The following is a 24,308-nucleotide window of genomic DNA, read 5'->3' as shown; positions in this document are numbered from 1 at the left end:
GCCCTGCCGCTGGTGCTGTTCAGCTCGCTCGGCCGCAAGGAGGCGGGCGATGCCGATGCGCTGTTTGCCGCCGCGCTGGCCAAGCCGCTGCGCCAGAGCCAGCTGTTCGACACGCTGGTGACGCTGCTCGCGCACGAGGCCCGACCCCAGCCCGCGGCGTCCGAGCGGGCGCGGCTGAACACCGCGATGGCCGAAGCCCACCCGCTGCGCATCCTGCTGGCCGAGGACAACGTGGTGAACCAGAAGCTCGCGCTGCGCCTGCTGCAACAGATGGGCTACCGCGCCGACGTGGCCAGCAACGGCGTCGAGGCCATCGAAAGCCTGCAGCGCCAGCGCTACGACCTGGTGCTGATGGACGTGCAGATGCCGGAGATGGACGGGCTCGAAGCCACGCGCCGCATCGTCACCCGCTGGCCCGATGGCGAGCGGCCGCGCATCGTGGCGATGACCGCCAACGCGATGCAGGGCGACCGCGAGGAGTGCCTGGCCGCCGGCATGGACGACTACCTGACCAAACCGATCCGCGTCGAGGGCCTGGTCCAGGCCCTGCAACGCACCGCCGCACGACGGGAGACCTGACACCGTGGACATCCTCGACCCGCAGATCCTCAAGGAACTCCAGGACAGCGCCGGCGCCGACTTCGTCGCCGAACTGCTGCAGACCTTCCTGGAAGACGCGCCGCCCCTGCTGGCCGAGCTGCAGCGCGCGCAGGCCGCCGGCGACGCCGCCGCCTTCAAGCGCGCCGCGCACACGCTGAAGTCCAACGGCCACACCTTCGGCGCGGTGGAGCTCAGCACACTGGCGCGCGAGCTCGAGCTGAGCCCGCTGCCCACGCTGGGCGAGCAGGCCGCGCCGCGGCTGGCCGCCCTGGCGCAGGCCTACGAGCGCGCCGCCACGGCGCTGAAGGCGATGAACCATGGCTGAGCCCGCCGGCCAGCTGCTGCTGGTGGACGACAACCGCGTCAATCGCCTGTTATTGACGCGGCACCTCACGCAGCAGGGCCACCACACCGAGGTGGCCGAGAACGGCCGCCAGGCGCTGCAGATGCTGCGCGGCGGCGGCCGGCGCTACGACCTGCTGCTGCTGGACATCGAGATGCCGGAGATGGACGGCTTCGAGGTGCTGGCCGAGCTGAAGGCCGATGCCGAGCTGCGCGACCTGCCGGTCATCGTGACCTCGGCGCTGGACGGGCTGGAGAACGTGGTGCGCTGCATCGAGCTGGGTGCGGAAGACTACCTGAGCAAGCCGGTGAACCCGGTGCTGCTGAAGGCGCGCATCGGCGCCAGCCTCGAGAAGAAGCGCCTGCGCGACACCCAGCGCGAGCTGGTGGCGCGCTTCGCCACGCAGCAGGTGGCGCGGGACCTGGCGACCTCGGGCTTCTCGCTCGGCGGCCGGCATGTGCGCGGCACGGTGATGTTCTGCGACATCCGCGGCTTCACCAGCCTGGTCGAATCGCAGACGCCGGCCGAGATCATCGAGCTGCTGAACACCTACTACACGCTGATGTTCGACGCCATCGGCCGCTGCGGCGGCGTGGTCAACCAGATGATCGGCGACGGGCTGATGGCCATCTTCGGCGCGCCGCAGCCGCTGGACGACGCAGCCGCCAGCGCGGTGCTGGCGGCGCTGGAGATGCAGCAGATGATGGCGCAGTTCCGCGCCGAGCAGCGCGCGGCCGGCCGGCCCGAGCTGCACATCGGCATCGGCATCGCCACCGGCGAGATGGTGGCCGGCTACACCGGCACGCAGGAACGCGCCACCTACACCTGCGTCGGCGACACGGTGAACCTGGCGGCGCGGCTGGAGGCGCACACCAAGGAGGCGAAGCGGCCGATCCTGATCGATGCCGACACGCAGGCCGAGCTGGCCGGCGCGGTGCCCACCGAGCCACTGGGGCCGGTGCATCTGAAAGGCAAGGCCGCGGCGGTTAACGTCTTCGCGGTGCGCTGAGCGCCCCGGATCGTCACGGCAGCTTCGGCGCCACCCAGGGCTCGGTGCTGGTCAGCGTCTGCAGGAAGGCCACCACCTGGTCGATCTCGGCCTCCGTCAGGCCGGTGGGCGTGAGGATCGGCGACTTGCGCGGATCGTTGCCGCCGCCTGAGGCCATGACCTTCACCGCTTCGCGCAGGGTCTTCACGCTGCCATCGTGGAAGTACGGGCCCGACAGCGCGATCGAGCGCAGCGTGGGCGTCTTGAACGCGCTGGTGTCGGCCTCGTTCTTCGTCACGTTGAAGCGGCCGAGGTCGGGCTTGGCCTTGCCGCCTTCGAGCCCGATGTTGTGGAAGCCGCCATTGCCGAAGCTGGGCGGCGTGTGGCACGCGGCGCACTTGCCCTTGCCCATGAAGAGCCGGAAGCCCTGCTTCGCGTCGGCCGAGACGGCGTTGCGGTCGCCCTTCTCGTACTTGTCCCAGGGCGCATCGGTGCTGACCAGGGTGCGCAGGTAGGCGGCCAGCGACTTGACGATGGTGTCGGGCGTGGCATCGCTGCCGTACACCGCCTGGAACTGGCTCTTGTAGCCCGGCACCGTGTTCAGCAGCGCGGCCACCTTGGCCGGGTCGGCGCCGATCTGGCCGCGCCAGGCGGCCAGCACCTGGCCTTCCAGCGTGGTGGCGCGGCCGTCCCAGTACCACGAGGTCTGATAACCCACGTTGTACAGGGACGGGGTGTGGCGGGTGTTCAAGCCGCCATCGTCTTTGGTGGATAGCGGCTTGGCATCGGTCCAGCCCAGCTCGCGGTAGTGGCAGCTCTGGCAGGCCATCTTGCCGCTGCCGGACAGCCGCGTGTCGATGAACAGCTGCGCGCCCAGCGCCAGCTTGGCCGGCGTGGCCGGGTTGTCGGCCGGGTGCGGCACCGGGCCGAGTTCGGAGATGCGCTCGGGCGCCGGCTCGCTGCTGCCCGGCATGGCGCAGCCGGCCAGCAGGGCGGCCGCGGCCGCGAGGGTGGTGACGGACAACAGCGCGCGGAGGTTCGGCATGCGGGGTCTCGGCAAAGTGAAGACCCGCGGTTCTCCCTCGGCGAGCCCCCGGCTGTCAAGCACCCAATGCCACAGGGGTCAGACCGCCACCCACAGCGCGGGCAGGCCACCCAGCGTGCGGAACACGCGCGACAGCGCGCCGCCGGTCACCAGCGCGGTGGCGCGCTCGATGTCCGGCGCCAGGAAGCGGTCTTCGTCCACCGAGGGGCAGTTCTCGCGCAGCAGCGCATGCGCCTGCTCGAGCGCGGTGCTGCTGCGCAGCGGCCGCAGGAACTCGATGCCCTGCCCGGCCGCGAGCAGCTCGATGCCGAGGATGTGCGCGGTGTTGTGGATCATCGCCTGCAGCCGGCGCGCGGCGAAGGTGGCCATCGACACATGGTCTTCCTGGTTGGCCGAGGTCGGCAGCGAATCGACGCTGGCCGGATGCGCCAGCGACTTGTTCTCCGACGCCAGCGCGGCCGCGGTGACATGCGCAATCATGAAGCCCGAGTTGAGCCCGGCGTTCGCGGTCAGGAACGGCGGCAGGCGCGAGACGCCGGCGTCGATCAGCATCGCAATGCGGCGCTCGGCGATCGCGCCGACCTCGGCGATGGCCACCGCCATCGCGTCCGCCGCCAACACCAGCGGGTTGTCGGTGACGGCATTCGCTTCGCGCAGCAGCACCAGCGCGGCATGGCGCAGCTGGTCGAGGCAGGCGCCCACCACCTGCGGCTGGCAGCGCAGGCAGTAGGGGTCCTGCACGCGGTCGTCGCCGGTCTCGTGGCTCTTGCGGATCTGGCTGCCGGCCAGCAGCGCACGGTAGTACTGCGCGACGTCGATCTGGCCGGGCTGGCCGCGCAGCGCATGGATGCGCGGGTCGAACGGGCCATCGCTGCCGCGCGCGGCATCGACGGTGAGCGCGCCCACCACCAGCGCGGCTTCGAGCACCGGCTCGAAGCTGAGCAGGCCGTGCAGCGCCAGCGCGGTGGAGGTCTGCGTGCCGTTGATCAGCGCCAGGCCTTCCTTGGCCGCCAGCTGCAGCGGTGCGAGGCCGGCCTCGGCCAGCATCGCGGCCGCGGGCCGGCGTCGGCCTTCGACCAGGAACTCGCCCTCGCCGATCAGCGCCAGCGTCATGTGCGACAGCGGCGCCAGGTCGCCCGAAGCACCGACCGAGCCCTGGCTCGGCACATACGGCACCAGGCCCGCATTGAACACCGCGAGCAGCTGGTCGATGACGACCGGCCGCACGCCCGAGGCACCGCGCGCCAGCGAGGCGGCCTTCGTCGCCAGCATCAGGCGCACCACCGCGGGTTGCAGCGGCTCGCCCACGCCCACCGAATGCGAGCGGATCAGGTTCAGCTGCAGCCGCGCCAGGTCGGCCTCGCTGATGCGCTGGTTGGCCAGCTTGCCGAAGCCGGTGTTCACGCCGTACACCGGCTCGCTGCCTTCGGCCGCCCGGCGCACGATGGCGGCGCTGGCTTCGATGATGGGCCTGGCGGCCGGGTCCAGGCTCAGCGTGATGCCACCGCGGTGGATGGCCAGCAGGTCTTCCAGCGACAGCGCGCCGGGCTTCAAGGTCAGTTGCAAGATCAGGCTCCGAGCATGGGAAGGTTCAGGCCCTGCTCTTTCGCGCAGGCAATGGCCTCGTCATAGCCCGCATCGGCATGGCGCATCACGCCGGTGGCGGGGTCGTTCCACAGCACGCGCTCGATGCGCCTGGCCGCGGCATCGGTGCCGTCGCAGACGATCACCACGCCGGCATGCTGCGAATAGCCCATGCCGACGCCGCCGCCATGGTGCAGGCTGACCCAGGTGGCGCCGCCCGCGGTGTTCAGCAGCGCGTTCAGCAGCGGCCAGTCGCTCACGGCGTCGCTGCCGTCCTTCATGCTCTCGGTCTCGCGGTTCGGCGAGGCGACCGAGCCCGAATCCAGGTGGTCGCGGCCGATCACGATCGGCGCCTTCAGCTCGCCGGACTTCACCATCTCGTTGAACGCCAGGCCGGCACGGTGGCGCTCGCCCAGGCCGATCCAGCAGATGCGCGCCGGCAGTCCCTGGAACGCGATGCGCTCGCCGGCCATGTCCAGCCAGCGGTGCAGGTGCTTGTCCTCGGGGAACAGCTCCTTCATCTTCGCGTCGGTCTTGCGGATGTCTTCCGGGTCGCCCGACAGCGCCACCCAGCGGAACGGCCCCTTGCCGCGGCAGAACAGCGGCCGGATGTAGGCCGGCACGAAGCCGGGGAAGTCGAAGGCGTTCTTCACGCCGGTGTCGAAGGCCACCTGGCGGATGTTGTTGCCGTAGTCCACCGTCGGGATGCCCATCGCCTGGAACGCCAGCATCGCCTGCACATGCGTGGCACAGCTCTTCGCGGCCGCATCGCGCAGCCCCGCATGCTCGGCGGCATCGGCCTGGGCCGCGCGCCAGCGTTCCACGCTCCAGCCCGCGGGCAGGTAGCCGTTCACCAGGTCGTGCGCCGAGGTCTGGTCGGTGACGAGGTCGGGCTTCAAACCGCCGGCCTGCGCACGCTTCACCAACGCGGGCAGCAGTTCGGCCGCGTTGCCCAGCAGCCCGATCGACACCGCCTTGCCCTCGGCCGTGTAGCGGGCGATGCGGGCCAGCGCATCGTCCACGTCAGTCGCCTGCTCGTCCAGATAGCGGCTGCGCAGCCGGAAATCGATGCGCGACTGCTGGCACTCGATGTTCAGCGAGCAGAAGCCCGCGAAGCTGGCCGCCAGCGGCTGCGCGCCGCCCATGCCGCCGAGGCCGGCGGTGAGGATCCAGCGCCCCTTGGCGTCACCGCCGAAGTGCTGGCGCGCGGCTTCGACAAAGGTCTCGTAGGTGCCCTGCACGATGCCCTGGCTGCCGATGTAGATCCAGCTGCCGGCGGTCATCTGGCCGTACATCATCAGGCCCTGGCGGTCGAGTTCGTGGAAGTGTTCCCAGGTGGCCCACTTGGGCACCAGGTTCGAGTTGGCGATCAGCACGCGCGGCGCATCGGCATGCGTGCGGAACACGCCCACCGGCTTGCCGCTTTGCACCAGCAGCGATTCGTCTTCCTTCAGTTCGCGCAGCGACTGCAGGATGGCCTCGAAGCAGTCCCAGTTGCGCGCGGCCTTGCCGATGCCGCCGTACACCACCAGCGCATCGGGGTTCTCGGCCACGGCCGGGTCGAGGTTGTTCTGGATCATCCGGTAGGCCGCCTCGATCAGCCAGTTGCGGCAGTGCAGCGTGGGGCCGGTGGGCGCCTTCACGGGGCGCGCTTGAGCCAGGTGGCGGGCGGTGGACAGGTCGGTCATCAGGCGTCTCCGGCACAGCATCGGGTGTGATGCGATGGCGCGAACTGTACTTGTCTAGACAAGTCGATGCAAGTAGCATTCGCACCCATGCCGCCACCCGCCGCCCCTGCCAACGCCTCTGCGGCGCTTGCGCCCCGCGCTGCCAAGGCGGCGCTTGCGCCGTACGCCCGCGTCAAGCAGCACCTGAAAGACGCCCTGTCCCGCGGCGAGTACCCGCCCGGGGCGCTGATGCCCTCCGAAGCCGAGCTGGTGGCGCAGTTCGGCGTCAGCCGCATGACCGTGAACCGCGCGCTGCGCGAGCTGCAGACCGAGGGGCTGGTCGACCGGGTGCAGGGCGTGGGTACCTTTGCCGCGCAGCTGCACCGGGTGTCGTCGACATTGACGATCCGCGACCTGCATGACGAGATCGCCGCGCGCGGCCACCGGCATGACGCTGTTGTCCACATCGCTCGCAAGGAACGCGCCCCCGCCGCGCTGGCCGCCCGCCTGGGCCTGCGCAACGGCGACGCGGTGTTCCACACCCTCATCGTGCACCGCGAGAACGGCGTGCCGATCCAGTGCGAAGACCGCTACGTGAACCCTGCCGTCGCGCCGGACTACCTGGGCGTCGACTTCACGCAGACCACGCCCACGCACTACCTGCTGGAAGTGGCGCCGGTGTGGCAGGCGCAGTATTCGATCGAGGCCGCGCTGCCCAGCGCCGAGGAAGCGCGCCTGCTCGGCATCGACGCCGGCGCGCCCTGCCTCGTCGTCGTGCGCCGCACGCAGCAGCTCGACACGCCGATCACCATCGCACGCCTGGTGCACCCGGGCACGCTGTATTCGCTGGAAGGGTCGTTTTCGCCATGAGCCCCGCCCGGCCGCCCGAAGGGGCGAATTCCCTCCTGGAGGGACAGGCGCGCAGCGCCAAGGGAGCCGCATGAGCCTTGAACTTGTCGTGGCGGACCGTGTCGCGCCGCAGCCGTGGCGCAATGGCGGTGGCCAGACTCGCGAACTCGCGGCCTCGGCGCCGGGCGAGCACTGGGCCTGGCGCATCAGCCTGGCCGAGGTGCGCCAGGACGGCGCATTCTCGGCCTACCCCGGCATCACCCGCTGGTTCGCGGTGGTGCAGGGCCACGGCGTGGTGCTGGACTTCGGCGCCGGCCACCGCGCGATGCTGAACACCGCCAGCGCCCCCTTGCACTTCGACGGCGCACGCGCTCCGCATTGCAGCCTGCAGGGCGGCGCCACGCAGGACCTGAACCTGATGCTGCGCGACGGCGCCGCCGGCGGCACGATGCTCGCGGCGCGCGACAGCGAGGAGTGGATCAGCCTCGCCGCGACACGCGCGGTGTTCGCCGCCGAGCCGATGCTGCTGCAGATAGACGATGCCGATGCGATGGTGCTGCCCGCGTTCTCGCTGGCCCTGAGCCACCATGCGCGGCGCCAGCGCTGGCGCGTGGTGGGCGGCAGCGGCGCGCCCGCAGCCTGGTGGCTGGCGATCGAGCCTGCGGTGGCACCATGAGCGCGCACCGCACGCTGTACCGCCAGGCCCGGCTCGCCACGATGCAGCCCGGTTCGGCCTGGGGTTTGATCGACGATGGCGCGCTGCTGGTCGAGGGCGACACGCTGCTGTGGGTCGGCCCCGAGGCCGAGCTGCCGGCGGAACTCGCCCGCAGCGCCCCACGCGACGTGAAGCTCGATGGCGCGCTGGTCACGCCCGGCCTGATCGACTGCCACACGCACCTGGTCTACGGCGGCCACCGCGCCACCGAGTTCGAGCTGCGGCTGCAGGGCGCCAGCTACGACCAGATCGCGCGCGCCGGCGGTGGCATCCGTTCCACCGTCTCGGCCACCCGCGTCGCCACCGACGGCCAGCTCTTCAACAGCGCGGCCGACCGCGCCGCGGCGCTGATGAACGAAGGCGTCACGGTGATCGAGGTGAAGTCGGGCTACGGCCTCTCGGCCGAGCACGAGGCGCGCTGCCTGCGCGTGGCGCGGCGCCTCGGCCGCGAGCTGCCGCTGACGGTGCGCACCACCAGCCTGGCCGCGCATGCGCTGCCGCATGAATTCGCCGGCCGGCCCGACGACTACATCGAGGCCGCCTGCGCCTGGCTGCCGCAGCTGCATGCCGAAGGCCTGGTCGATGCGGTCGATGCCTTCTGCGACGAAATCGGCTTCACGCCGGCGCAGACGCGGCGCATGTTCGAAGCCGCGGCCCGCCTGGGCCTGCCGGTCAAGCTGCATGCCGAGCAGCTGAGCAACCAGCATGGTGCGGCGCTGGCGGCCGAGTTCAACGCCCTGTCCTGCGACCACCTCGAGCACCTGGACGGCGACGGCGTGGCCGCGATGGCGCATGCTGGCACCGTGGCGGTGCTGCTGCCCGGCGCGTTCTACTTCCTGCGCGAGACCAGGCTGCCGCCGATCGCCGCGCTGCGCGCCGCCGGCGTGCCGATCGCCATCGCCAGCGACCACAACCCCGGCTCCGCGCCGGGCCTGTCGCTGCTGCTGATGCTGAACATGGCCTGCACCTTCTTCCGCCTGACGCCCGAGGAGGCGCTGCGCGGCGTCACCGTGCACGCGGCGCGGGCGCTGGGCCTGCAGCACAGCCATGGCCAGCTGAAGGCCGGCCTGCAGGCCGACTTCGTGGTGTGGGACCTGGCCGCACCGAACGAGCTGGCCTACTGGTTCGGCCGCAACCCCTGCCAGCGCGTGCTGCGCGCCGGCATCGAGATCCTGGGGCCTGATGCATGAGCGACGACATCTTCACCCTTCACCGCGGCAGCACGCCGCTGCTGATCAGCCTGCCGCATGTGGGCACCGTGATCCCGGACGATCAGAAAGCGCGTTATGTCGAACGCGCGCTGGCGGTGGAAGACACCGACTGGCACCTGGAACGGCTGTACGGCTTTGCGCGCGAACTCGGCGCCTCGGTGCTGGTGCCGCGCTACAGCCGCTACCTGGTGGATTTGAACCGCCCGCCCGAGAACGCGCCGATGTACCCCGGCGTCAACAACACCGAGCTGTGCCCGACGCGCTTCTTCACCGGCGACGCGCTGTACCGCGAGGCCCAAGCGCCCGACGAGGCCGAGATCCGGCGCCGCGTCGCCAGCTACTGGCGCCCGTACCACGATGCGCTGAACCTCGAGCTGAACCGGCTGCGCGCCGCGCACGGCCATGCGGTGCTGTTCGACGGCCACAGCATCAAGTCCGAGCTGCCCTGGCTGTTCGAAGGCAAGCTGTGGGACCTGAACCTCGGCACCGCCCAAGGCAGCAGCTGCCACCCCGACCTGCGCCTGGCGCTGGCCACGGTGCTGGCCGGCCAGCAGCGCTACACGCAGATCGTCGACGGCCGCTTCAAGGGCGGCCACATCACGCGCCACTACGGCCGGCCGGCGCAGCACATCCATGCGGTGCAACTGGAGATGTGCTGGTCCTGCTACATGGAAGAGGCCGCGCCTTTTGCGTGGCATGACGAACGGGCAGCCGCGGTGCAGCCGCTGCTGCGCCAGCTGGTGCAGACGATGCTGGACTGGCGGCCATGACGGGCTTGGCGAACGACACCCTGCACGACACGCTGCTGTGGGCGCCGCAGGCCTGGGTCGACGGCCGCTGGCAGGCCGGCGTCGCGCTGCGCATCGATGCCGCTTCCGGGCTGTGGGCCGAGGTCCGGCCCGACGTGCCGCCGCCGCCCGGCACGCGCGTGCTGCCCGGCCCGCTGCTGCCCGGCCTGGTCAATGCCCACAGCCATGCCTTCCAGCGCGCCTTCGCCGGCCTGGCCGAGCGGCGCGAGGGCGAGAACGACGACTTCTGGAGCTGGCGCGACCGCATGTACGCAGTGGCGCTGCGCATGTCGCCCGAGGCGCTGGAAGCGGTGGCCACGCAGCTCTATGCCGAGCTGCTGCAGGGCGGCTACACGCAGGTCTGCGAATTCCACTACCTGCACCATGCGCCCGATGGCCGGCCCTACCCCGACCCGCTGGCGATGAGCCATGCGCTGATGCGCGCGGCCGGCGCCACCGGCATTGGCCTGACCCTGCTGCCGGTGCTGTACCAGCGCGCCGGCTTCACGCAGCCCGCGCTGCGCGAGGACCAGCGCCGCTTCGCGACCGATGTCGAACGGCTGCTCACTTGGCGCGACAGCGTTCGCGCCGCGCGGCAGCCGTGCGTGAACGCCGGCGTCGCGATCCATTCGCTGCGCGCCGCACCGGCCGAGGCCATCGCCCGCCTGCAGCGCGCGCTCGAAGGCGATGCCGGTCCGATCCACCTCCACATCGCCGAGCAGACCGCCGAGGTCGACGACTGCCTGGCCGCCACCGGCCGGCGCCCGATCGAATGGCTGCTGCAGAACGTCGCGCTGGACGCACGCTGGCAGCTGGTGCATGCGACCCATGCCACCGCGGACGAGATCGACGGCGTCGCCCGCAGCGGCGCCGGCGTGGTGATCTGCCCCAGCACCGAGGCCAACCTGGGCGACGGCCTGACCGACGTGCCGCGCTGGCTGGGTGCCGGCACGGTGCTGTCGATCGGCTCGGACAGCCATGTCGGCCGCCAGTGGCCGGCGGAGCTGAAGCTGCTGGAATACGGCCAGCGCCTGCAACTGCGCCGTCGCAACGTGGCGGCCGCGCCGCAGGCGCAGCAGCCGGCCACCGCGGCGCGGCTGTACCAGCGCATGCTGCACGGCGGCGCGCCGGCCGCTGGCTTTGCGCGTTGGGGATTCGAGCCTGGCGCGCGCGCCGACTGGCTGGTGCTGGACCTGCAGGCGCCCGGGCTGCTGGGCGTGCCGGCCAGCCATGCGCTCGATGCGCTGGTGTTCGCCACCGAAGGGCTGGCGTTCGTGGAGGTGGGGGTGGCAGGCCATCCTGTGCTGCGCGACGGCGCGTTGCCGGCGCAGGCCGCCATCGCCCAGCGCTTTGCCGCGACGATGGCCGAGCTTTGGGCCCCGGCCTGAACGTCTTCACCCAAGGAGCGGCACGATGATCCTGGTTCTGGGCCGCGCGCGGCTGAAACCCGGCTGCCTCTCGCAGGCGCTGCACGTCGATGGCCGGCCTTGACGCCAGCCCACGCGTCGGCGTGGGCGTGATCGTGGTGCGCGCGGGCCGCGTGCTGCTCGGCCTGCGGCAAGGCTCGCATGGCGAAGGGACCTGGGCCCTGCCCGGCGGCCACCTCGAGTTCGGCGAGACGGTGCCCGCCTGCGCCGCGCGCGAGCTGCTCGAAGAGACCGGACTGGTCGCCACCGCGTTCCGCCCCGCGCCCTACACCAGCGATGTGTTCGCGGAACTGGGCCGCCACTACGTCACGCTGTTCGTCGTCGCCTCGGTGCCGGACGGCGAGCCGCAGGTGATGGAACCCGACAAGTGCCGCGGCTGGCAGTGGTGCGGGTGGGACGCGCTGCCGCAGCCGCTGTTCGCGCCGCTGCAGACGCTGCACGACAGCGGTTATCGTCCGCCGCTGGACTGAACCCTCGACACACGGGAGAACGATCATGCGCATCGCCATCATGGGCTCGGGCGGCGTCGGCGGCTACGTCGGCGCCTGGCTGCAGCAGGCCGGGCAGGACGTGCACTTCATCGCCCGCGGCGCGCACCTGGCGGCGCTGCGCAGCGAAGGCCTGCGCATCGAGCATCCGCAGCTGCCGCTGCAGCTGCCGCCGGTGCAGGCCAGCGACGACCCGGCCGCCATCGGCCCGGTGGACCTGGTGATCTTCGCGGTGAAGCTGTTCGACACCGAGGCCGCCGCGCGCCAGATGGCACCGCTGGTCGGCCCCGAAACCCGCGTGCTGACCTTGCAGAACGGCATCGACAGCGTCGCGATGATCCGCGCGCAGCTGGGGCCGGCGGCGCAGGTGCGGGGCGGCGTGATCTACGTCTCCGCGGTGATCGAGCGGCCCGGCGTGATCCGCTCGCCCGGCGGCCTGCACAGCATCGTGGCCGACAGCGCGCAGGGCGACCCTGTGATGGCCGCGTTGCAGCAGGCGGCTGCCGACCTGCCCGGCCTCGAGATCAAGCTCAGCGAGCACGCGGACCTGGTGATCTGGGAGAAGTTCGTCGTGCTCGCCGCGGTGTCCGGCGCCACCACGCTGCTGCGGGCCCGGCTGGGGGCGATCAATGGCCATCCGGAAGCGCGCGCCTTCCTGCGCCAGCTGGTCGATGAATCGATCGCGCTGGCGCAGGCCCGCGGCGTCGGCCTGCGCGCCGGCCTGGCCGACGAGGTGATGGCGCGCATCGGCGGCATGCCGCCGGCGATGCGTTCGTCGATGTCGGAAGACCTGGAACGCGGCAACCGGCTCGAGCTAGGCTGGCTCAGCGGCCGCGTGCATGCGCTGGGCCTGGAGCTCGGCGTGCCGACACCGGCGCACAGCGCGGTGTACCGCGGGCTGGTGCTGTACGAGAACGGCGCGCCGGCCGCGCCGCTCTAAACCACAAACTACACGGCGCCCGCCAGCGCCCGCAGCACCGCGTCGACCACCGCGTTGTCCTCGGGCGGCCGGCCACCCGAGACACCGACCGCGCCGATGCAGTGGCCCTGCACCATCAGCGGCATGCCGCCATCGAGCATGCCGTGCAGGCTGCCGATCGACAGCAGCGCGGTGCGGCCGCCGTTGATCAGGTCCTCGAAGGCCTTGCCCGGGCGCCGGATCAGCGCGGCGGTGCGCGCCTTCTCGCCGGCGATGGCCGCGGTGGCCGGTGGCGCCGCATCCAGCCGCAACAGCGCCCAGGGGTGGCCGCCGTCGTCGGCGATCACGATGCTGACGGCCAATTGACGCGTCAGCGCCTCGGCTTCGCCGGCCTGCAGCAGGCGCTTGGCCAGGGCCAGGCTCAGGCCCGGGCGCATCGGCAGCTCGGCGGTCGCGGCGGTGGCAGATGTCGCGATAGCAGCGGTCATGGGAATCAGCTGGGTGAGGATGTCTCGTCGTTGGATGAATGTGCCGTTCCGCGCTCAGTCCAGCGTGATGCCGCTGTCCTTGACCAGCTTGCCGAAGCGGCTGCGGTCGGCCGCGGCCTGCGCGGCGAACGCGGCCGGCGGCACGAAGCGCACCTCGGCCGACTGCTGTTCCGCCAGCTGGCGGAACTCGGCGTCGGCGGCCACCGTCTTCAGCGCCTGGGCCAGGCGCTCGACGATCGCCGGCGGCGTGCCGGCCGGCGCCGCCAGGCCCGACCAGCCGGGCACCGCGGCATGCGCGAAGCCGGCTTCCTCGAGCGTCGGCACCTCGGGCAGCGTGCTGGCGCGCCGGTCGCCGGTGACGGCCAGCGCGCGCACGCGGCCGCTCCTGATCAGGCCGATCGCCGGGCCGAGGTTGACGAAGGCCACCGGCAGCTGGCCGCCGGCGACATCGGTCAGCGCCGGCGCGTCGCCGCGGTACGGCGCATGCTGCAGTTCGACGCCGGCGGCGCGGCGGAACAGCTCGGCCGCCAGATGCGGCGTGGTGCCATTGCCGGGCGAGCCGTAGACCAGCTGGCCCGGGTGCGCCCGCGCGTAGGCCGCCAGCGCCTTCATCGACGGCATCGGCTGGTCGGGCCCCACCACCACCACGCCCTGGAAGCTGGCGATCTGGCCGATGTAGGCGAAGTCGCGCGCCGGGTCGAACGGCAGGCGCGGGTACAGCCAGGGGTTGATCGCGAAGGCCGACACCGCGGCCAGCAGCAGCGTGTGGCCGTCGGGCGGCGCCTTGGCCACCGCGTCGGCACCGATATTGCCGCCGGCCCCCGGCCGGTTGTCGACGATCACCTGCTGGCCCAGCTGGGCACCGAGCTTGGCGGCGATCAGCCGCGCCTGCGCATCGGCCGAGCCGCCCGGCGGAAAGCCCACCACCAGCTTGATCGGCTTGCTCGGGAAGGCGGCCGCGCCCGTGGTGGCCTGCGCCCGTGCGGCGGCGATCGGGATCAGGGCCAGTGCGGTGGCCAGGCGGCGTCGATGCAGGTTCATCGGGGTCGTGTCTCCGGGTTGCGGCGGCCGCCCGCCCGGGCAAACCGCTCTTGACGACCACCACTGTAGGAAGGTCGAATCATCGACACAAGACAAAGCTTTGGTTCTGATTCCATCGAAATTCTGGATACGTCATGCCGCGCCTGAACCTCACGAACTTCGAGACCGTCTGCTGCATCGCCAATGCCGGCAGCTTCGGTGCCGCGGCGCTGCGGCTCAATGCCTCGCAGCCCGCGGTCACCGCGCGCGTGCGCGAGCTGGAGGCCTCGGTGGGCATCGCCTTCTTCCAGAAGCGCGGCCGGCGCATGGAGCTCACGATCGAGGGCCGCGAGTTCATCCGCCGCGTCGAGCCGCTGGTGCGCGGCATCGAGCTGGAGATGGCCGCCTATGCCGCGCCGGGCTCGCTGCGCGGCGTGGTGCGGCTGGGCATCCCGCACGTGATGCTGAGCTGGTTTCCGCAGCTGGTGGCGCGGCTGCGCGAGGCGATGCCGCAGGTGCGCTACGAGATCGATGTCGACGTGGGCCAGAGCATGGTGCAGAAGCTCGAGACCGGCCGGCTCGACATCGCGGTGGTGGCCGGCGCCGGCCGCAACCCGCAGATGGACGCGATCAGCCTGACGCCGGAGGAATCGCAGTGGCTGATGTCCAGCCGCGTGCCGCGCACGCGCGGCGGCAAGCCGATCCCGCTGGCCGAGCTGCTGGGCAGCGTGCCGATCTGGCTGGTGCCGCGCAGTTCGGTGCTGTACCCGGTGGCGATGGCGGCGCTGCACCAGCACCGCGCCGAGTTCGACAACATCAACGCCTGCACCCACATGGTGGCCATCCTCGAGCTGATCCACCGCACCGGCGGCATCGGGCTCACCGCGAGTTCCGGCTCGCGCGGCTACCTGGAGGCCGGGCTGGTGCAGCCGGTGTCGCCCGCGTTGCCGCCGATCCTGCTGGACGTGACGCTGCTGTGCCACAAGGACCAGCGCCAGCCGGTGGTGCGGCAGACGATCGAGCGCATCGTCGAGTACGACCGCCAGCGCCTGCGGCCGGAGCCGGCGGCGCCGGCACGTCAGCGGCGCGCCGCCGCGCGGCCGGCAGCGGCACGTTCGCGTGCTAACGCCGATTGAGTGCGTCAGCCATCGGCTTCGTCGAGCACCGGGTTGCGCAGCGTGCCGAGGCCCTCGATCGTCACCTCCACCACATCGCCGGCGCGCAACCACAGCGGCGGGTTGCGGCGCGCGCCGATGCCCGCCGGCGTGCCGGTGGCGATCACGTCGCCGGGCAGCAGCGCGGTCCACTGCGAGCAGTAGGCCACCAGTGCGGCCACGTCGTGCACCATCTGGCCGGTGCGGCCCTGCTGCACCGGCTGGCCGTTGACGTGGGTGGCCAGCGCCAGGTCGGCGGCCGCCGGCAGCCCCTCGGCGGCCACGATCCACGGCCCCATCGCGCCGGAACGCCAGAAGTTCTTGCCGGCACCGATCGACTGGCGCTGGTAGTCGCGCACGCTGCCGTCGAGGAAGCAGCTGTAGCCCAGCACACGCGCCAGCGCCTGCGCCGGGGCCACATGGCGCGCCGGGCGGCCGATCACCACGGCCAGCTCGCCTTCGAAGTCCAGCTGCGCGGACACCCGCGGCCGCCACAAGGGCTGGTCGTGGCCGACCAGCGAATCGGCATGGCGCAGGAACACCTGCGGCGGCGTGTCGGCCGAGAGCCCGATCTCGGCGGCATGGTCGCGGTAGTTGGCCCCCACGCAGATGAGCTTGCTGCGCCCATCCACCGGCGCGGCCAGTTCGATGTCCTGCAGCCACAGCTGCTCGGGCGCGGCGGCGGCCAGCGCGGGCCAGGCCGCGGCGGGCACCCCGGCCAGCTCGAACGGCGTGCGCTGCGCCGGCCCCGCGTGCCACGGGCCGACGATGGCCACGCGCCCGTCGTCGGCCAGCAGGCCGGCGGCGCAGGCCCCGTCGCGCTGCACCTTCACGGCCTTCACGGCTTGCAGCGCCGTCATCGCGCCGCCGCCGGCAGCGCCGGCTCGATGTGGCGCTGCGCGATGCGCCAGTCGCCCGCGGCGCCGCGGCGGTAGCGGTCGTGCACGTCGGCCACCAGCGCGGGCGACGGGCTGTCGCGGTACACCACCAGCAGCGACTGGCCCTGCACCTCGTCCGGGCCGCAGGCGTGCAGCCGCAGGCCGGAGACGACGTGCCGCGACCGGTAGTCGCGCCGCGCCGCGCGCTCGGCCATGCGGCGCATCAGCGCTTCGATGCCCGCACTGGCCACGCCCTGCGCGTGGTACTGCACATCGGGCGTGAACAGGTGCTGGGTGCGGTCCGCATGGCCGTGGTCCACCAGCCAGCAGAACTCGTCGCACAGCGTCTGCAGCGCGCGTGCGGTGGCGGCATCGGGCCATTGGCACTGCAAGGGCAAGAGCGTCATACCACCACCCGCGCGTCCGCGGCCAGCCGGTCCAGCCACGCGGCGCGCTCGCTGGCGGCGCCGAGCACGAAGCCCTGGTCGTTGCCGCCGGCGATGAAGCGCGCACCGCGCTGCAGGTAGTGCGGCAGCCAGGTGCTGTCGTACACGCCGCCCAGGCCCAGCACCTTGCCGCTGGCCGCGCAGGCCGCGGCCACGCGCTCGACCGCCGCCTGCACGCGCGCATCGCCGGGCTGGCCCGGTGCGCCCAGCTGCAGGCTCAGGTCGGCGATGCCGACGAACAGCACGTCGATGCCCGGCGTCGCGGCGATCGCGGCGGCGGACGCGACGCCTTCGGCGCTTTCGATCATCGCGGCCAGCAAGGTCTCGCCATCGACCTGGCGCATCGCCTCGGGCAGCGGCGGCGGCCGGTAGCCGAACGGGAACAGGTTCGCGCCCCAGGCGCGCTGGCCGCGCGGCGGATGGCGGAAGGCCTCGACGATGCGGCGCGCCTGCGCGGCGCTGCGCACGTCGGGCACCAGCAGGCCTTGCGCGCCGTTGTCCAGCAGCCGCGTGCCGTCGGACCAGGCCTCGGGTGCGATGCGCATGATCGGCGCCAGGCCGGTGCTGCTGGCGGCCATGCACAGCTGCGCTGCCTCGGCCAGCGTGGCCACGCCGTGCTCGAGGTCCAGCGTCAGCCAGTGGAAGCCGGCGGCGCGCGCCAGCGGCACCACGGCCACCGTGCGCAGCAGCGCGGCGCCGAAGCCCAGCGCCACCTGGCCGGCCTGCAGGCGCCGCAGCGCCAGGTTGGGCAGGATGTCCATTCGCGGCACTACTGGTGCGACAGCAGGCGCTGCCCGGCCTGCGGCATGTCCAGCGCGAGGATCGTGCCGGTCACCGATTCGGTCACGTACAGCGTGCGGTGCTCGGGCCCGCCGAACGAGACGTTCGAGATGCCCAGCCCGCCGGTCGGGCTGTTCGCGCGGTAGAGCGGCTCGCCCTTGGGGTCGAAGACCCAGATCGCGCCGAAGCTGCTGTGCGCGACGATCAGGTTGTTGCGCTCGTCCACCGCCATGCCGTCGGGCCCACCGCCGCCCGAGAGCTGCACGTACACGCCGCAGCGGTCGACCCGGCCATCGGGCAGCACCTGCGCGCGCCAGACCGCATTGCTGCGCGTCACCGCCACGTAGAGCCAGGCCTGGTCGACACTGAGCACGATGCCGTTGGGGCTGGGAATGCCCTGCAGCACCAGCTCGGCCCGGCCATCGGGCCGCACCAGCACCACGCGGCCGTGCGGGCGGGTGATGTCGCTGTTGCCCTGGTCGGTGAAGTACAGGTTGCCGTTGTCGGCGAACACCAGGTCGTTCGGCCCGCGCAGCCGCTCGTTGGCCACGCGCTCGCAGTACGGCGTGATGGTCTTGCTGACGGGGTCGATGCACAGGATGCCGTGGCGGTTGTCGGCCACGAACAGGCGCCCGTCGCGGTGGATCTTCAGGCCGTTGGGCTCGCCGTCGTATTCGAGGAACAGCTCGATCTCCTGCGCCGGGGTCAGCCGCAGGATGCGGCCGCCCGGCACGTCGGTGAAGTACAGCGTGCCATCGCGCGCGACCGCCGGCCCTTCGAGGTAGTACTTGCGGGTGCCGTAGCGGCCGGAGATGCGGCCGTGCACATGCAGGTGCTCGGGCAGCCGGGCGACCTGGCGGAATTGCAGCAGTTCAGGCGGTGCGAACATGATGAATGGACGTTGATTTCGAGAGATAGGAATTGCAGCTCACTCCGGCTGGATGCCGGCCTCGCGCATCACCGGCAGCCAGCGCTCGCGTTCGGCAGCCAGGAAGCCGGCCAGCTGCGGCAGGCTCAGCGCCGCGGGCACGTCGTTGCCGGTCTTCTTCAGCGCCTGCGCCACCTCGGGGTCGGCCAGCGCCCGGTGCAGCGCGCCGTGCAGCTGCTCGACCACCGCCCGCGGCGTGCGGCTGGGCGCGAACCAGGCGTTCCAGGTCATCAGCTTCGACAGTTCCGGATAGCCGGCCTCGGCGAAGGTGGGCAGCTGCGGCCAGTCGGGGTGCCGCCGCGCGCCGGAGATCGCCAGCAGCGCGACGCGGCCGCCGGCCAGCTGCGGCGCCAGCACCGAGAGGCCGTCGAACAGGTACTCCACGCGGCCGGCGGCCAGGTCGACCACCGCCGCGCTGGAGCCCTTGTAGACCACCGGCTCGGCCGCCACGCCAGCCTGGCGGTTGAACATCACCGCCGCCAGGTGGCCGACGCCGCCGACACTGGGCGCGCCGTAGTTGAAGCTGCCGCTGCGGGCCTTCGCCCGGGCGACGAAGTCGGCCACGCTGCCAACGCCCAGGCTGCCGCTGACGCCCAGCAGCACCGGGGCCTGGTTGGTCAGCGCCAGCGGCACGAAGTCGGCATCCATGCGCACGCGCGGCCGCGCCTGCAGGCCGAGGTTGAGCACCTGCGTGCTCAAGGTGCCGGCCAGCAGCGTGTAGCCGTCGGGCGCGGCCTGCGCCACCGCTTCGGCCGCCAGCATGCCGCCGGCCCCGGGCCGGTTCTCGACGATGACCTGCTGGCCCAGCAGTTCGCCCGCCTTGCGCGCAACGATGCGCGCGGCGACATCGGTGTTGCCACCGGCCGAGAAGCCCACCAGCAGGCGGATCGGCCGCGCCGGATAGCCCTGTGCCTGGGCGGGAGCCGCCGGCAGCAGCAGCACCAGCAGCAGCGCGAGCGACAGTGAGCGTGCGAGCGTGCCCATGCGCGCCTCCGCTCAGAAGCGCTGGAGCACGCCGAGCGCCAGCGAGCGCACGTCGACGCCCGCGGGCACCGTGGCCGGCGTGGTGTTCAGCAGCACGGTGCTGGCCCGGTCGCGGTTGTCCACCCAGCCGGCCAGCGCGTACAGCTGGGTCAGCTTGCTCAGCGAATAGCTGTAGCCGAACTGCAGCGTGGCGTAGTCGCGCCGGTTGATGCTGCGGTCTTCCACGCGGCCGTAGAAGGCCTTGAGCTCATGCAGGCCGGACTGCCAGGCCGAGCCCAGGTACCAGCCGCGCCGGTCCACGCCGGCCGCGGTGTTCAGCCCGTTGCGGCCCTGGTTGAGGCCGACGGTGAAACGCAGCGCGCCGAGCTGGTAGGCCGCGGCCAGCGTCTGCTGGCGCAGCACCGGGCTGGCGCTGACGGCCGCCGCCGGATTGATGGCCGCGCTGTTGCCGCGCACCTGGTGGTAGCCGTAGCCCAGCCACCAGGCGCCGTCGCCATACGAGACATTGAAGCCACCCTGCTGGCCCGCGTCGGTGGGCGACAAGGCTTCACCGGGGGCCCACATCACGGCCACGCCCAGGCCCTGGGCCGGCGACCCGCGCAGCAGCGTGCGCGGCCCGTAGCCGTAGGTGTAGGCGATGGCATTGCTGGCCCGCACCGTGAAGCTCGACACCGAGTTCGAGCCACCGAGCGCCGCGCCGCCGAACACGTCGGCCACGCCGCTGGCGCCCAGCACGAACAGCGGCGTGTACTGGCGGCCGAACGAGACGTAGCCCATCGCGTCGCTGCCCAGCGCCACGGCCGAGAAGCGGCCGAAGGACAGCGGCCCGGCGCTGCCGCCCGGCGGCGGCACCGCACCGGCGCCGTCGTCCACCGTCAGCCCGGCTTCGAGCACCACCTGGGCCCGCAGGCCATCACCCAGTTCCTCCAGCGCGCCGATGGTAATGCGGCTGGGCAGCCATGAATTGGCCGCCAGCGAACGCAGCGTGCCGCGCGTGTGATCCACGCGCAGGCCCACGTCCAGGTTGCCCCCCACGCTGAGCTGTGCCGCCGCGCCCTGCGCCAGCAGCGCCAGCAGGCCTGCCACGGCCGCGCCCCGAAGTCCCACAACGTCCATGCTTGTCTCCTCGTCGTTCGAAGTCGTCGTCGAGAAGATTCTGGAAAGCTCAAGCCATCCAAACAAGCTCTAGTTTTGGATCCGATCCGATCAGAAAAATGGATGAATGAACCCGCCAAAAAACACGCCCGAGCGCGGCGCGGGGCCGGGGCTCGGGCGGGCGGTGCGGTGGGGGGGAGCGGCCGGTGCGCCGCCGCGGCTCAGCGCTTGGCGGCGCGCTTGCGTGCCACCGGCTCGGCGGCGTCGGTCGGCCAGCCGCAGCTGGGCACCAGCAGGGTCCGGAACACCGGGCGCGCCGCGTCGGTCGACACCACGGGTGCAGGGGTCGTCGGCGCCGTGCGCACCGCGGCAGCGCGCGGGGTCTTGCTCCGGGCCCGCTTCGCCGGGGCGGGTGCCACGGCATCGGGCTGAACATCGGTCAGCATCGAAGAGGTTGAAAGGGTCAGCATGGGGGCGAGATTCTAGTGGTGCGCACCTGCGCCATACTGACTGCCCGCTCCACCACGATGATCCAGCGCATGGAAACCCCCACCCCCGCCAGCCCGGCCGGCGAAGGCCGCAGTGCCAGCTTCCTCGAAGAGAAGACCTTCAAGTCGCGCACGGTGCTGCTGTTCGGCACCATCACCGACACCACCGCAGCCAGTGTCGCGCGCCAGCTGATCGCGCTGGCGGCCGAGAGCCGCGAGCCGATCCACGTGCTGGTGTCCTCGCCCGGCGGCCACCTCGAATCGGGCGATGCGATCCACGACATCGTGCGCTTCATCGACGTGCCGGTGTTCATGATCGGCACCGGCTGGGTCGGCAGCGCGGCCACGCACGTCTACCTCTCGGTGCCGCGCGAACGCCGCGTGTGCACGCCGCAGACGCGCTTCCTGATCCACCAGCCCAGCGGCGGCGCCGGCGGCCAGGCCACCGACATCGCGATCCAGGCGCGCGAGATCGTCAAGGCGCGCGAGCGCATTGCCGAGGTCATCGCCCGCGAGACCGGCCGCCCGCTCGAGCAGGTGCGCCAGGACATCGAGCGCGACAACTGGCTCTCGCCCGAAGAGGCCATCGACTACGGCCTGGTCTCGCGCATCATCCGCACCCGCGAAGAGCTGCGTTGACCCCGGGCGGGCCGGGCACAGCCCGGACCTGGGGGCCACACTTCTCGGGATGACCGCGGCCAGGCTGCGGCGCATACTGGCCTGCTCCAAGGCCACCGCCGCAGCGCCATGAGCTTCGCCCACCTCCAGCGCCTCACCGTCTGGCTCGACGACACGATCCGGCACTGGGACTTCCGCCAGCGCCGCACCGCTGGCGGCCGGCTCGACACGCTGTGCGGCATCGACCGCCACACACCCGCAGCGCTGCTGCTGCCCGCCGCGGTGTGCGCGCTGCTGGTGCTGGCCTCGCCCACGCCGGCGCGCATTGCGCTCGCGCTGCTGGCGGCGGCGTTGGCCATCGCCGTCCTCGTGCCCTGGCTGCGCTACAGCGCACGGCGCTGCCTGCCGCTGCGCTACGACGTGGTGGCGCAGGGGGTGCTGGTGCTCGCCGTCGCCCTGGCCAGCTGGATCGGCCGGCCGGACGAGTACCAGGCCAGCACGCCCTACCGCCACCTGCTGGTGCCGGTGAGCGCCGCGCTGGCACTCACGCTGCTGCTGGCCGGCTGGCTGGCCGACTGGGTGTTCCGCCACCTGCGCGCGCAAAGCCAGTACGGCAGCTACCTGCAGAACACCGAGCTGTTCGCCTCGCGCGGGCCCGAGCCGGCGGTGACGCTCGGCACGCTGCTGACGGCGCTGCTCACCGTGCCGCTGCGCGCGCCGATGGCGCTGCTGACACTGCCGGCCCTCACCGCGCTGGTCACGCCACCGGCCTGGATGCCGCTGGCCACCGCCATCGTGTTCGCGCTGTGCCTGGCCGGGCTGTTCGTCGCCGGGCTGAACGAGCGTTTCGGCATGATGTGGGCGCTGACGCAGGACGCGCTGTTCACCGGCGGCGCGTTCTTCGTGTCGCTGCTGGTCATCGTGCTGGCGGCGCTGCGCATCGCCGGCGTCAGCTACGCCACCACGGTGCTCGACACCGCCGCGTGGTGGACGCTGGGCGTGGTGCTGGCCGGCGCCTACGTGCTGTCGTGGTGGTACGACTACTGGACCCACCGGCTGCTGGCCGACCAGGTGCTGCAACTCATCAACCCGGCCGCGCAGGGCGCCGCGGGCATTCCCTACACGATCCTGCCGTCCAAGGTCCGCACCAGCGTGCCGGCGGCCGGGCGGCGGCTGCAGGTGCATGGCTCGGCGCGGCTGGTGGCGGTGAACCTGACCGGGGCCACCCCGTATTTCCAGGCCCACGGGCTGGCCGCCCTGGTGGACAAGCTGGCCAACAGCGGCGCGCCCGGCGGCAAGGCGACGCCGACGCCGGTGCAGGTGAACGGCCGCATCAGCAACTTCCACGTGCTGCTGGTGCTGCTGCTGGGTGCGCTGCTCGGCGGTGGCGCCTGGTGGCTGCACCAGGGCGAACAGGCGCCCGAGGCGCGCCTGAACCGCGATGGCGGCACCGGCCTGCAGCTGCAGACCTTGCTGGCGGCCGCACCCGCCGCCAATGCGCCGGCCAGCGCGCCGGCCGCCGACGCGCCGCTGATCGTCGTCGCCGCCTCGGGCGGCGGCACCCGCGCGGCGATCTACACCGCGGCGCTGCTCGAAGGCCTGCACCAGCTCGGCGCGTCGCGCCAGGTGGTGCTGGGCAGCGGCGTGTCCGGTGGTGGCGCCGCCCTCGCGTACTTCGCGGGTTATCGCCCTGCGCTGGTCAACGGCGACCGCCAGGCCTGGCAGCGCTACCTCGACACGATGGCCGAGCCCTTCATCCAGGACGTGATGGCCCGCGCCAGCGAATGGCGCATGGTCGAACGCGGGCGCCTGGGCATGCTGCTGGCCGAGAGCTTCGAGCGCCGCTGGCAGCTGCCGGCCGAGCGCAGCCGGCTCACGCAGATCCAGGACATGGGCCTGATCCTGAACACCGCGCTGGCCGGCCACTTCCGGCTGCCCGATGACGCGCCGCAGGGCCAGCCGCTGCAGCAGCTGGAGCCGCGCTACCGGGCCCGCCACACCAGCTCGGCGCTGGCCGGCGGCCGGCTGCTGCTGACCAACCTGGCACTGCCCCCGGCACTGGTGGGCCAGCCGCTGGAGCCGCATGTCGAGCAGCCGCTGCCGATCATCCTGCGCAGCCCGGCGCTGCGGCTGGAGCAGGCCGCGGCGCTGAACGCGAACTTCCCGCCGGTGTTCTCCAACGCGGCGATCGACGTCGACGAGCGCGACCGCTACTGGGTCACCGACGGCGGCGCGGTGGACAACCGCGGCATGGAGATGCTGCTGTACGCGTTGCGCCTGGTGCTGGACAGCTGGCCGGCCGGCACCCCGCTGCCGCGCCTGCAGGTGGTGGTGGCCGATGCCTCGGCGCTGTCCGACGGCTATTCGCAGGACCGCGGCATCTCCAGCATGGCCGGCGCCGGCAGCCACTACGCCAGCCACCTGAACGCCGAGCTGGTGGCCGCGATCCGCCAGCGCTACGCGGCCACGCCCGGGCGCTTCCAGTTCGCCTACGTGATGATGCCGGACCTGCTGCGCGAATCGGGCAGCTTCGGCACGCACTGGATGCTGCAGGGCACGATCCGCGTGCGGCATGGCGAGGATTCGCGCTCGATCAGCGGCCCGCAGGCGGTGCAGGTGATCCGCGCGCTGCACACCCCGGGCGCCGAGCAGGGGCTGGATGGCGCGGCCTGCACCGTGCTGCAGTGGGCCCGCGCCGACGCCGGACACAGCACCGGCTGGGCCGCGGTGCGGGCGGCGCTCGGTGGGCACGACACGCCGCTGGGCTGCACGCCGGGCTGAAGCCCCCTCGCCTGGGCGCGTACG

The 24,308-nt window shown here is 72.2% G+C and carries 25 protein-coding genes; 13 read left to right on the top strand and 12 right to left on the bottom strand.

The genetic code is table 11. The features are described from left to right. From ACILR4_RS21335 to ACILR4_RS21325, 3 genes are all read left to right on the top strand, one after another. The coding region (locus ACILR4_RS21335) for a response regulator (RefSeq protein ID WP_395702893.1) at positions 1-579 on the top strand (579 nt) is incomplete at its 5' end. 4 nt (positions 580-583) lie between these two features. Further along, positions 584-925 (top strand): Hpt domain-containing protein, encoded by a 342-nt coding sequence (locus tag ACILR4_RS21330; RefSeq protein WP_395702892.1) that lies wholly within the window; start codon positions 584-586, stop codon positions 923-925. Beyond that, entirely contained in the window at positions 918-1,952 is a 1,035-nt protein-coding gene (locus tag ACILR4_RS21325) for an adenylate/guanylate cyclase domain-containing protein (protein ID WP_395702891.1), read from the top strand. The genes ACILR4_RS21330 and ACILR4_RS21325 overlap by 8 nt, the downstream gene beginning before the upstream one ends. 13 nt (positions 1,953-1,965) lie before the next feature. Here ACILR4_RS21325 and ACILR4_RS21320 read toward each other — a convergent pair whose 3' ends face one another. The 3 genes from ACILR4_RS21320 to hutU all read right to left on the bottom strand — a co-directional run bounded on the left by ACILR4_RS21320 (position 1,966) and on the right by hutU (position 6,248). Then, positions 1,966-2,976 carry a cytochrome-c peroxidase gene (locus tag ACILR4_RS21320; protein ID WP_395702890.1) on the bottom strand — a complete coding sequence of 337 codons (1,011 nt, stop codon included), beginning with the start codon at positions 2,974-2,976 and terminating at the stop codon, positions 1,966-1,968. A 78-nt stretch (positions 2,977-3,054) separates the two neighbouring features. Then, entirely contained in the window at positions 3,055-4,536 is a 1,482-nt protein-coding gene (gene hutH, locus ACILR4_RS21315) for a histidine ammonia-lyase (RefSeq protein ID WP_395702894.1), read from the bottom strand. Between the two features lie 8 nt (positions 4,537-4,544). Next, complete coding sequence (gene hutU, locus ACILR4_RS21310; protein ID WP_395702889.1) at positions 4,545-6,248, bottom strand: urocanate hydratase; 1,704 nt, start codon at positions 6,246-6,248, stop codon at positions 4,545-4,547. 87 nt (positions 6,249-6,335) lie between these two features. Between hutU and hutC the strand changes: the two genes are divergently transcribed. The 7 genes from hutC (at position 6,336) to ACILR4_RS21275 (ending at position 12,645) form a co-directional block, all read left to right on the top strand. After that, complete coding sequence (hutC, locus tag ACILR4_RS21305) at positions 6,336-7,097, top strand: histidine utilization repressor (protein ID WP_395702888.1); 762 nt, start codon at positions 6,336-6,338, stop codon at positions 7,095-7,097. Positions 7,098-7,167: 70 nt separating this feature from the next. Next, complete coding sequence (locus ACILR4_RS21300) at positions 7,168-7,752, top strand: HutD family protein (RefSeq protein ID WP_395702887.1); 585 nt, start codon at positions 7,168-7,170, stop codon at positions 7,750-7,752. Further along, positions 7,749-8,981: an imidazolonepropionase gene (gene hutI / locus ACILR4_RS21295; protein ID WP_395702886.1), complete on the top strand. Its 1,233-nt coding sequence runs from the start codon at positions 7,749-7,751 to the stop codon at positions 8,979-8,981. The genes ACILR4_RS21300 and hutI overlap by 4 nt, the downstream gene beginning before the upstream one ends. Beyond that, the gene (gene hutG, locus ACILR4_RS21290) at positions 8,978-9,772 is read left to right on the top strand and encodes an N-formylglutamate deformylase (RefSeq protein ID WP_395702885.1); all 795 of its coding nucleotides are present in this window, start codon (positions 8,978-8,980) and stop codon (positions 9,770-9,772) included. The genes hutI and hutG overlap by 4 nt, the downstream gene beginning before the upstream one ends. After that, positions 9,769-11,178, top strand: a complete 1,410-nt coding sequence (locus ACILR4_RS21285) for a formimidoylglutamate deiminase (protein ID WP_395702884.1) — start codon at positions 9,769-9,771, stop codon at positions 11,176-11,178. Before hutG ends, ACILR4_RS21285 begins: the two co-directional genes overlap by 4 nt. Before the next feature lie 89 nt (positions 11,179-11,267). Beyond that, positions 11,268-11,687 carry an NUDIX hydrolase gene (locus ACILR4_RS21280; protein ID WP_395702883.1) on the top strand — a complete coding sequence of 140 codons (420 nt, stop codon included), beginning with the start codon at positions 11,268-11,270 and terminating at the stop codon, positions 11,685-11,687. 25 nt (positions 11,688-11,712) lie between these two features. Then, complete coding sequence (locus tag ACILR4_RS21275; RefSeq protein WP_395702882.1) at positions 11,713-12,645, top strand: ketopantoate reductase family protein; 933 nt, start codon at positions 11,713-11,715, stop codon at positions 12,643-12,645. A gap of 8 nt (positions 12,646-12,653) precedes the next feature. Here the strand turns inward: ACILR4_RS21275 and ACILR4_RS21270 are convergent, their stop codons facing one another. Both ACILR4_RS21270 and ACILR4_RS21265 read right to left on the bottom strand, forming a co-directional pair. Then, complete coding sequence (locus tag ACILR4_RS21270; protein ID WP_395702881.1) at positions 12,654-13,112, bottom strand: heme-binding protein; 459 nt, start codon at positions 13,110-13,112, stop codon at positions 12,654-12,656. 54 nt (positions 13,113-13,166) lie between these two features. Continuing rightward, on the bottom strand, positions 13,167-14,153 hold the full coding sequence (locus tag ACILR4_RS21265) for a Bug family tripartite tricarboxylate transporter substrate binding protein (protein ID WP_395702880.1): 987 nt from the start codon (positions 14,151-14,153) through the stop codon (positions 13,167-13,169). A gap of 134 nt (positions 14,154-14,287) precedes the next feature. On the opposite strand from ACILR4_RS21265, the gene ACILR4_RS21260 reads away from it, so the two are divergent. Continuing rightward, entirely contained in the window at positions 14,288-15,268 is a 981-nt protein-coding gene (locus ACILR4_RS21260; RefSeq protein WP_395702879.1) for a LysR family transcriptional regulator, read from the top strand. A 5-nt stretch (positions 15,269-15,273) separates the two neighbouring features. On the opposite strand, the gene ACILR4_RS21255 is transcribed toward ACILR4_RS21260, so the two are convergent. The 7 genes from ACILR4_RS21255 to ACILR4_RS21225 all read right to left on the bottom strand — a co-directional run bounded on the left by ACILR4_RS21255 (position 15,274) and on the right by ACILR4_RS21225 (position 20,867). Then, positions 15,274-16,146 carry a fumarylacetoacetate hydrolase family protein gene (locus ACILR4_RS21255; RefSeq protein ID WP_395702878.1) on the bottom strand — a complete coding sequence of 291 codons (873 nt, stop codon included), beginning with the start codon at positions 16,144-16,146 and terminating at the stop codon, positions 15,274-15,276. Further along, the gene (locus ACILR4_RS21250) at positions 16,143-16,571 is read right to left on the bottom strand and encodes a nuclear transport factor 2 family protein (protein WP_395702877.1); all 429 of its coding nucleotides are present in this window, start codon (positions 16,569-16,571) and stop codon (positions 16,143-16,145) included. The genes ACILR4_RS21255 and ACILR4_RS21250 overlap by 4 nt, the downstream gene beginning before the upstream one ends. After that, positions 16,568-17,371, bottom strand: coding sequence for an HpcH/HpaI aldolase/citrate lyase family protein (locus ACILR4_RS21245; protein ID WP_395702876.1), 804 nt, complete (start codon positions 17,369-17,371; stop codon positions 16,568-16,570). Before ACILR4_RS21245 ends, ACILR4_RS21250 begins: the two co-directional genes overlap by 4 nt. Before the next feature lie 8 nt (positions 17,372-17,379). Beyond that, positions 17,380-18,279 carry an SMP-30/gluconolactonase/LRE family protein gene (locus ACILR4_RS21240; protein WP_395702875.1) on the bottom strand — a complete coding sequence of 300 codons (900 nt, stop codon included), beginning with the start codon at positions 18,277-18,279 and terminating at the stop codon, positions 17,380-17,382. Positions 18,280-18,318: 39 nt separating this feature from the next. Further along, complete coding sequence (locus ACILR4_RS21235) at positions 18,319-19,302, bottom strand: Bug family tripartite tricarboxylate transporter substrate binding protein (RefSeq protein WP_395702874.1); 984 nt, start codon at positions 19,300-19,302, stop codon at positions 18,319-18,321. Between the two features lie 12 nt (positions 19,303-19,314). Next, positions 19,315-20,418, bottom strand: a complete 1,104-nt coding sequence (locus ACILR4_RS21230) for a porin (protein WP_395702873.1) — start codon at positions 20,416-20,418, stop codon at positions 19,315-19,317. 200 nt (positions 20,419-20,618) lie between these two features. After that, positions 20,619-20,867, bottom strand: coding sequence for a hypothetical protein (locus ACILR4_RS21225; RefSeq protein ID WP_395702872.1), 249 nt, complete (start codon positions 20,865-20,867; stop codon positions 20,619-20,621). 69 nt (positions 20,868-20,936) lie between these two features. On the opposite strand from ACILR4_RS21225, the gene ACILR4_RS21220 reads away from it, so the two are divergent. Both ACILR4_RS21220 and ACILR4_RS21215 read left to right on the top strand, forming a co-directional pair. Further along, positions 20,937-21,524 (top strand): ATP-dependent Clp protease proteolytic subunit, encoded by a 588-nt coding sequence (locus ACILR4_RS21220; protein ID WP_395702871.1) that lies wholly within the window; start codon positions 20,937-20,939, stop codon positions 21,522-21,524. A gap of 108 nt (positions 21,525-21,632) precedes the next feature. Beyond that, a complete protein-coding gene (locus ACILR4_RS21215; RefSeq protein WP_395702870.1) occupies positions 21,633-24,284 on the top strand; it encodes a hypothetical protein in 2,652 nt (883 codons plus the stop codon). The last annotated feature ends 24 nt before the right edge of the window (positions 24,285-24,308 follow it).

Origin of the sequence: Aquabacterium sp. (genome assembly GCF_044226965.1) — a bacterium.
In the GTDB taxonomy this organism is placed as follows: Bacteria; Pseudomonadota; Gammaproteobacteria; order Burkholderiales; family Burkholderiaceae_C; genus Pseudaquabacterium.
This window is presented reverse-complemented; position numbering and strand designations above follow the sequence as displayed.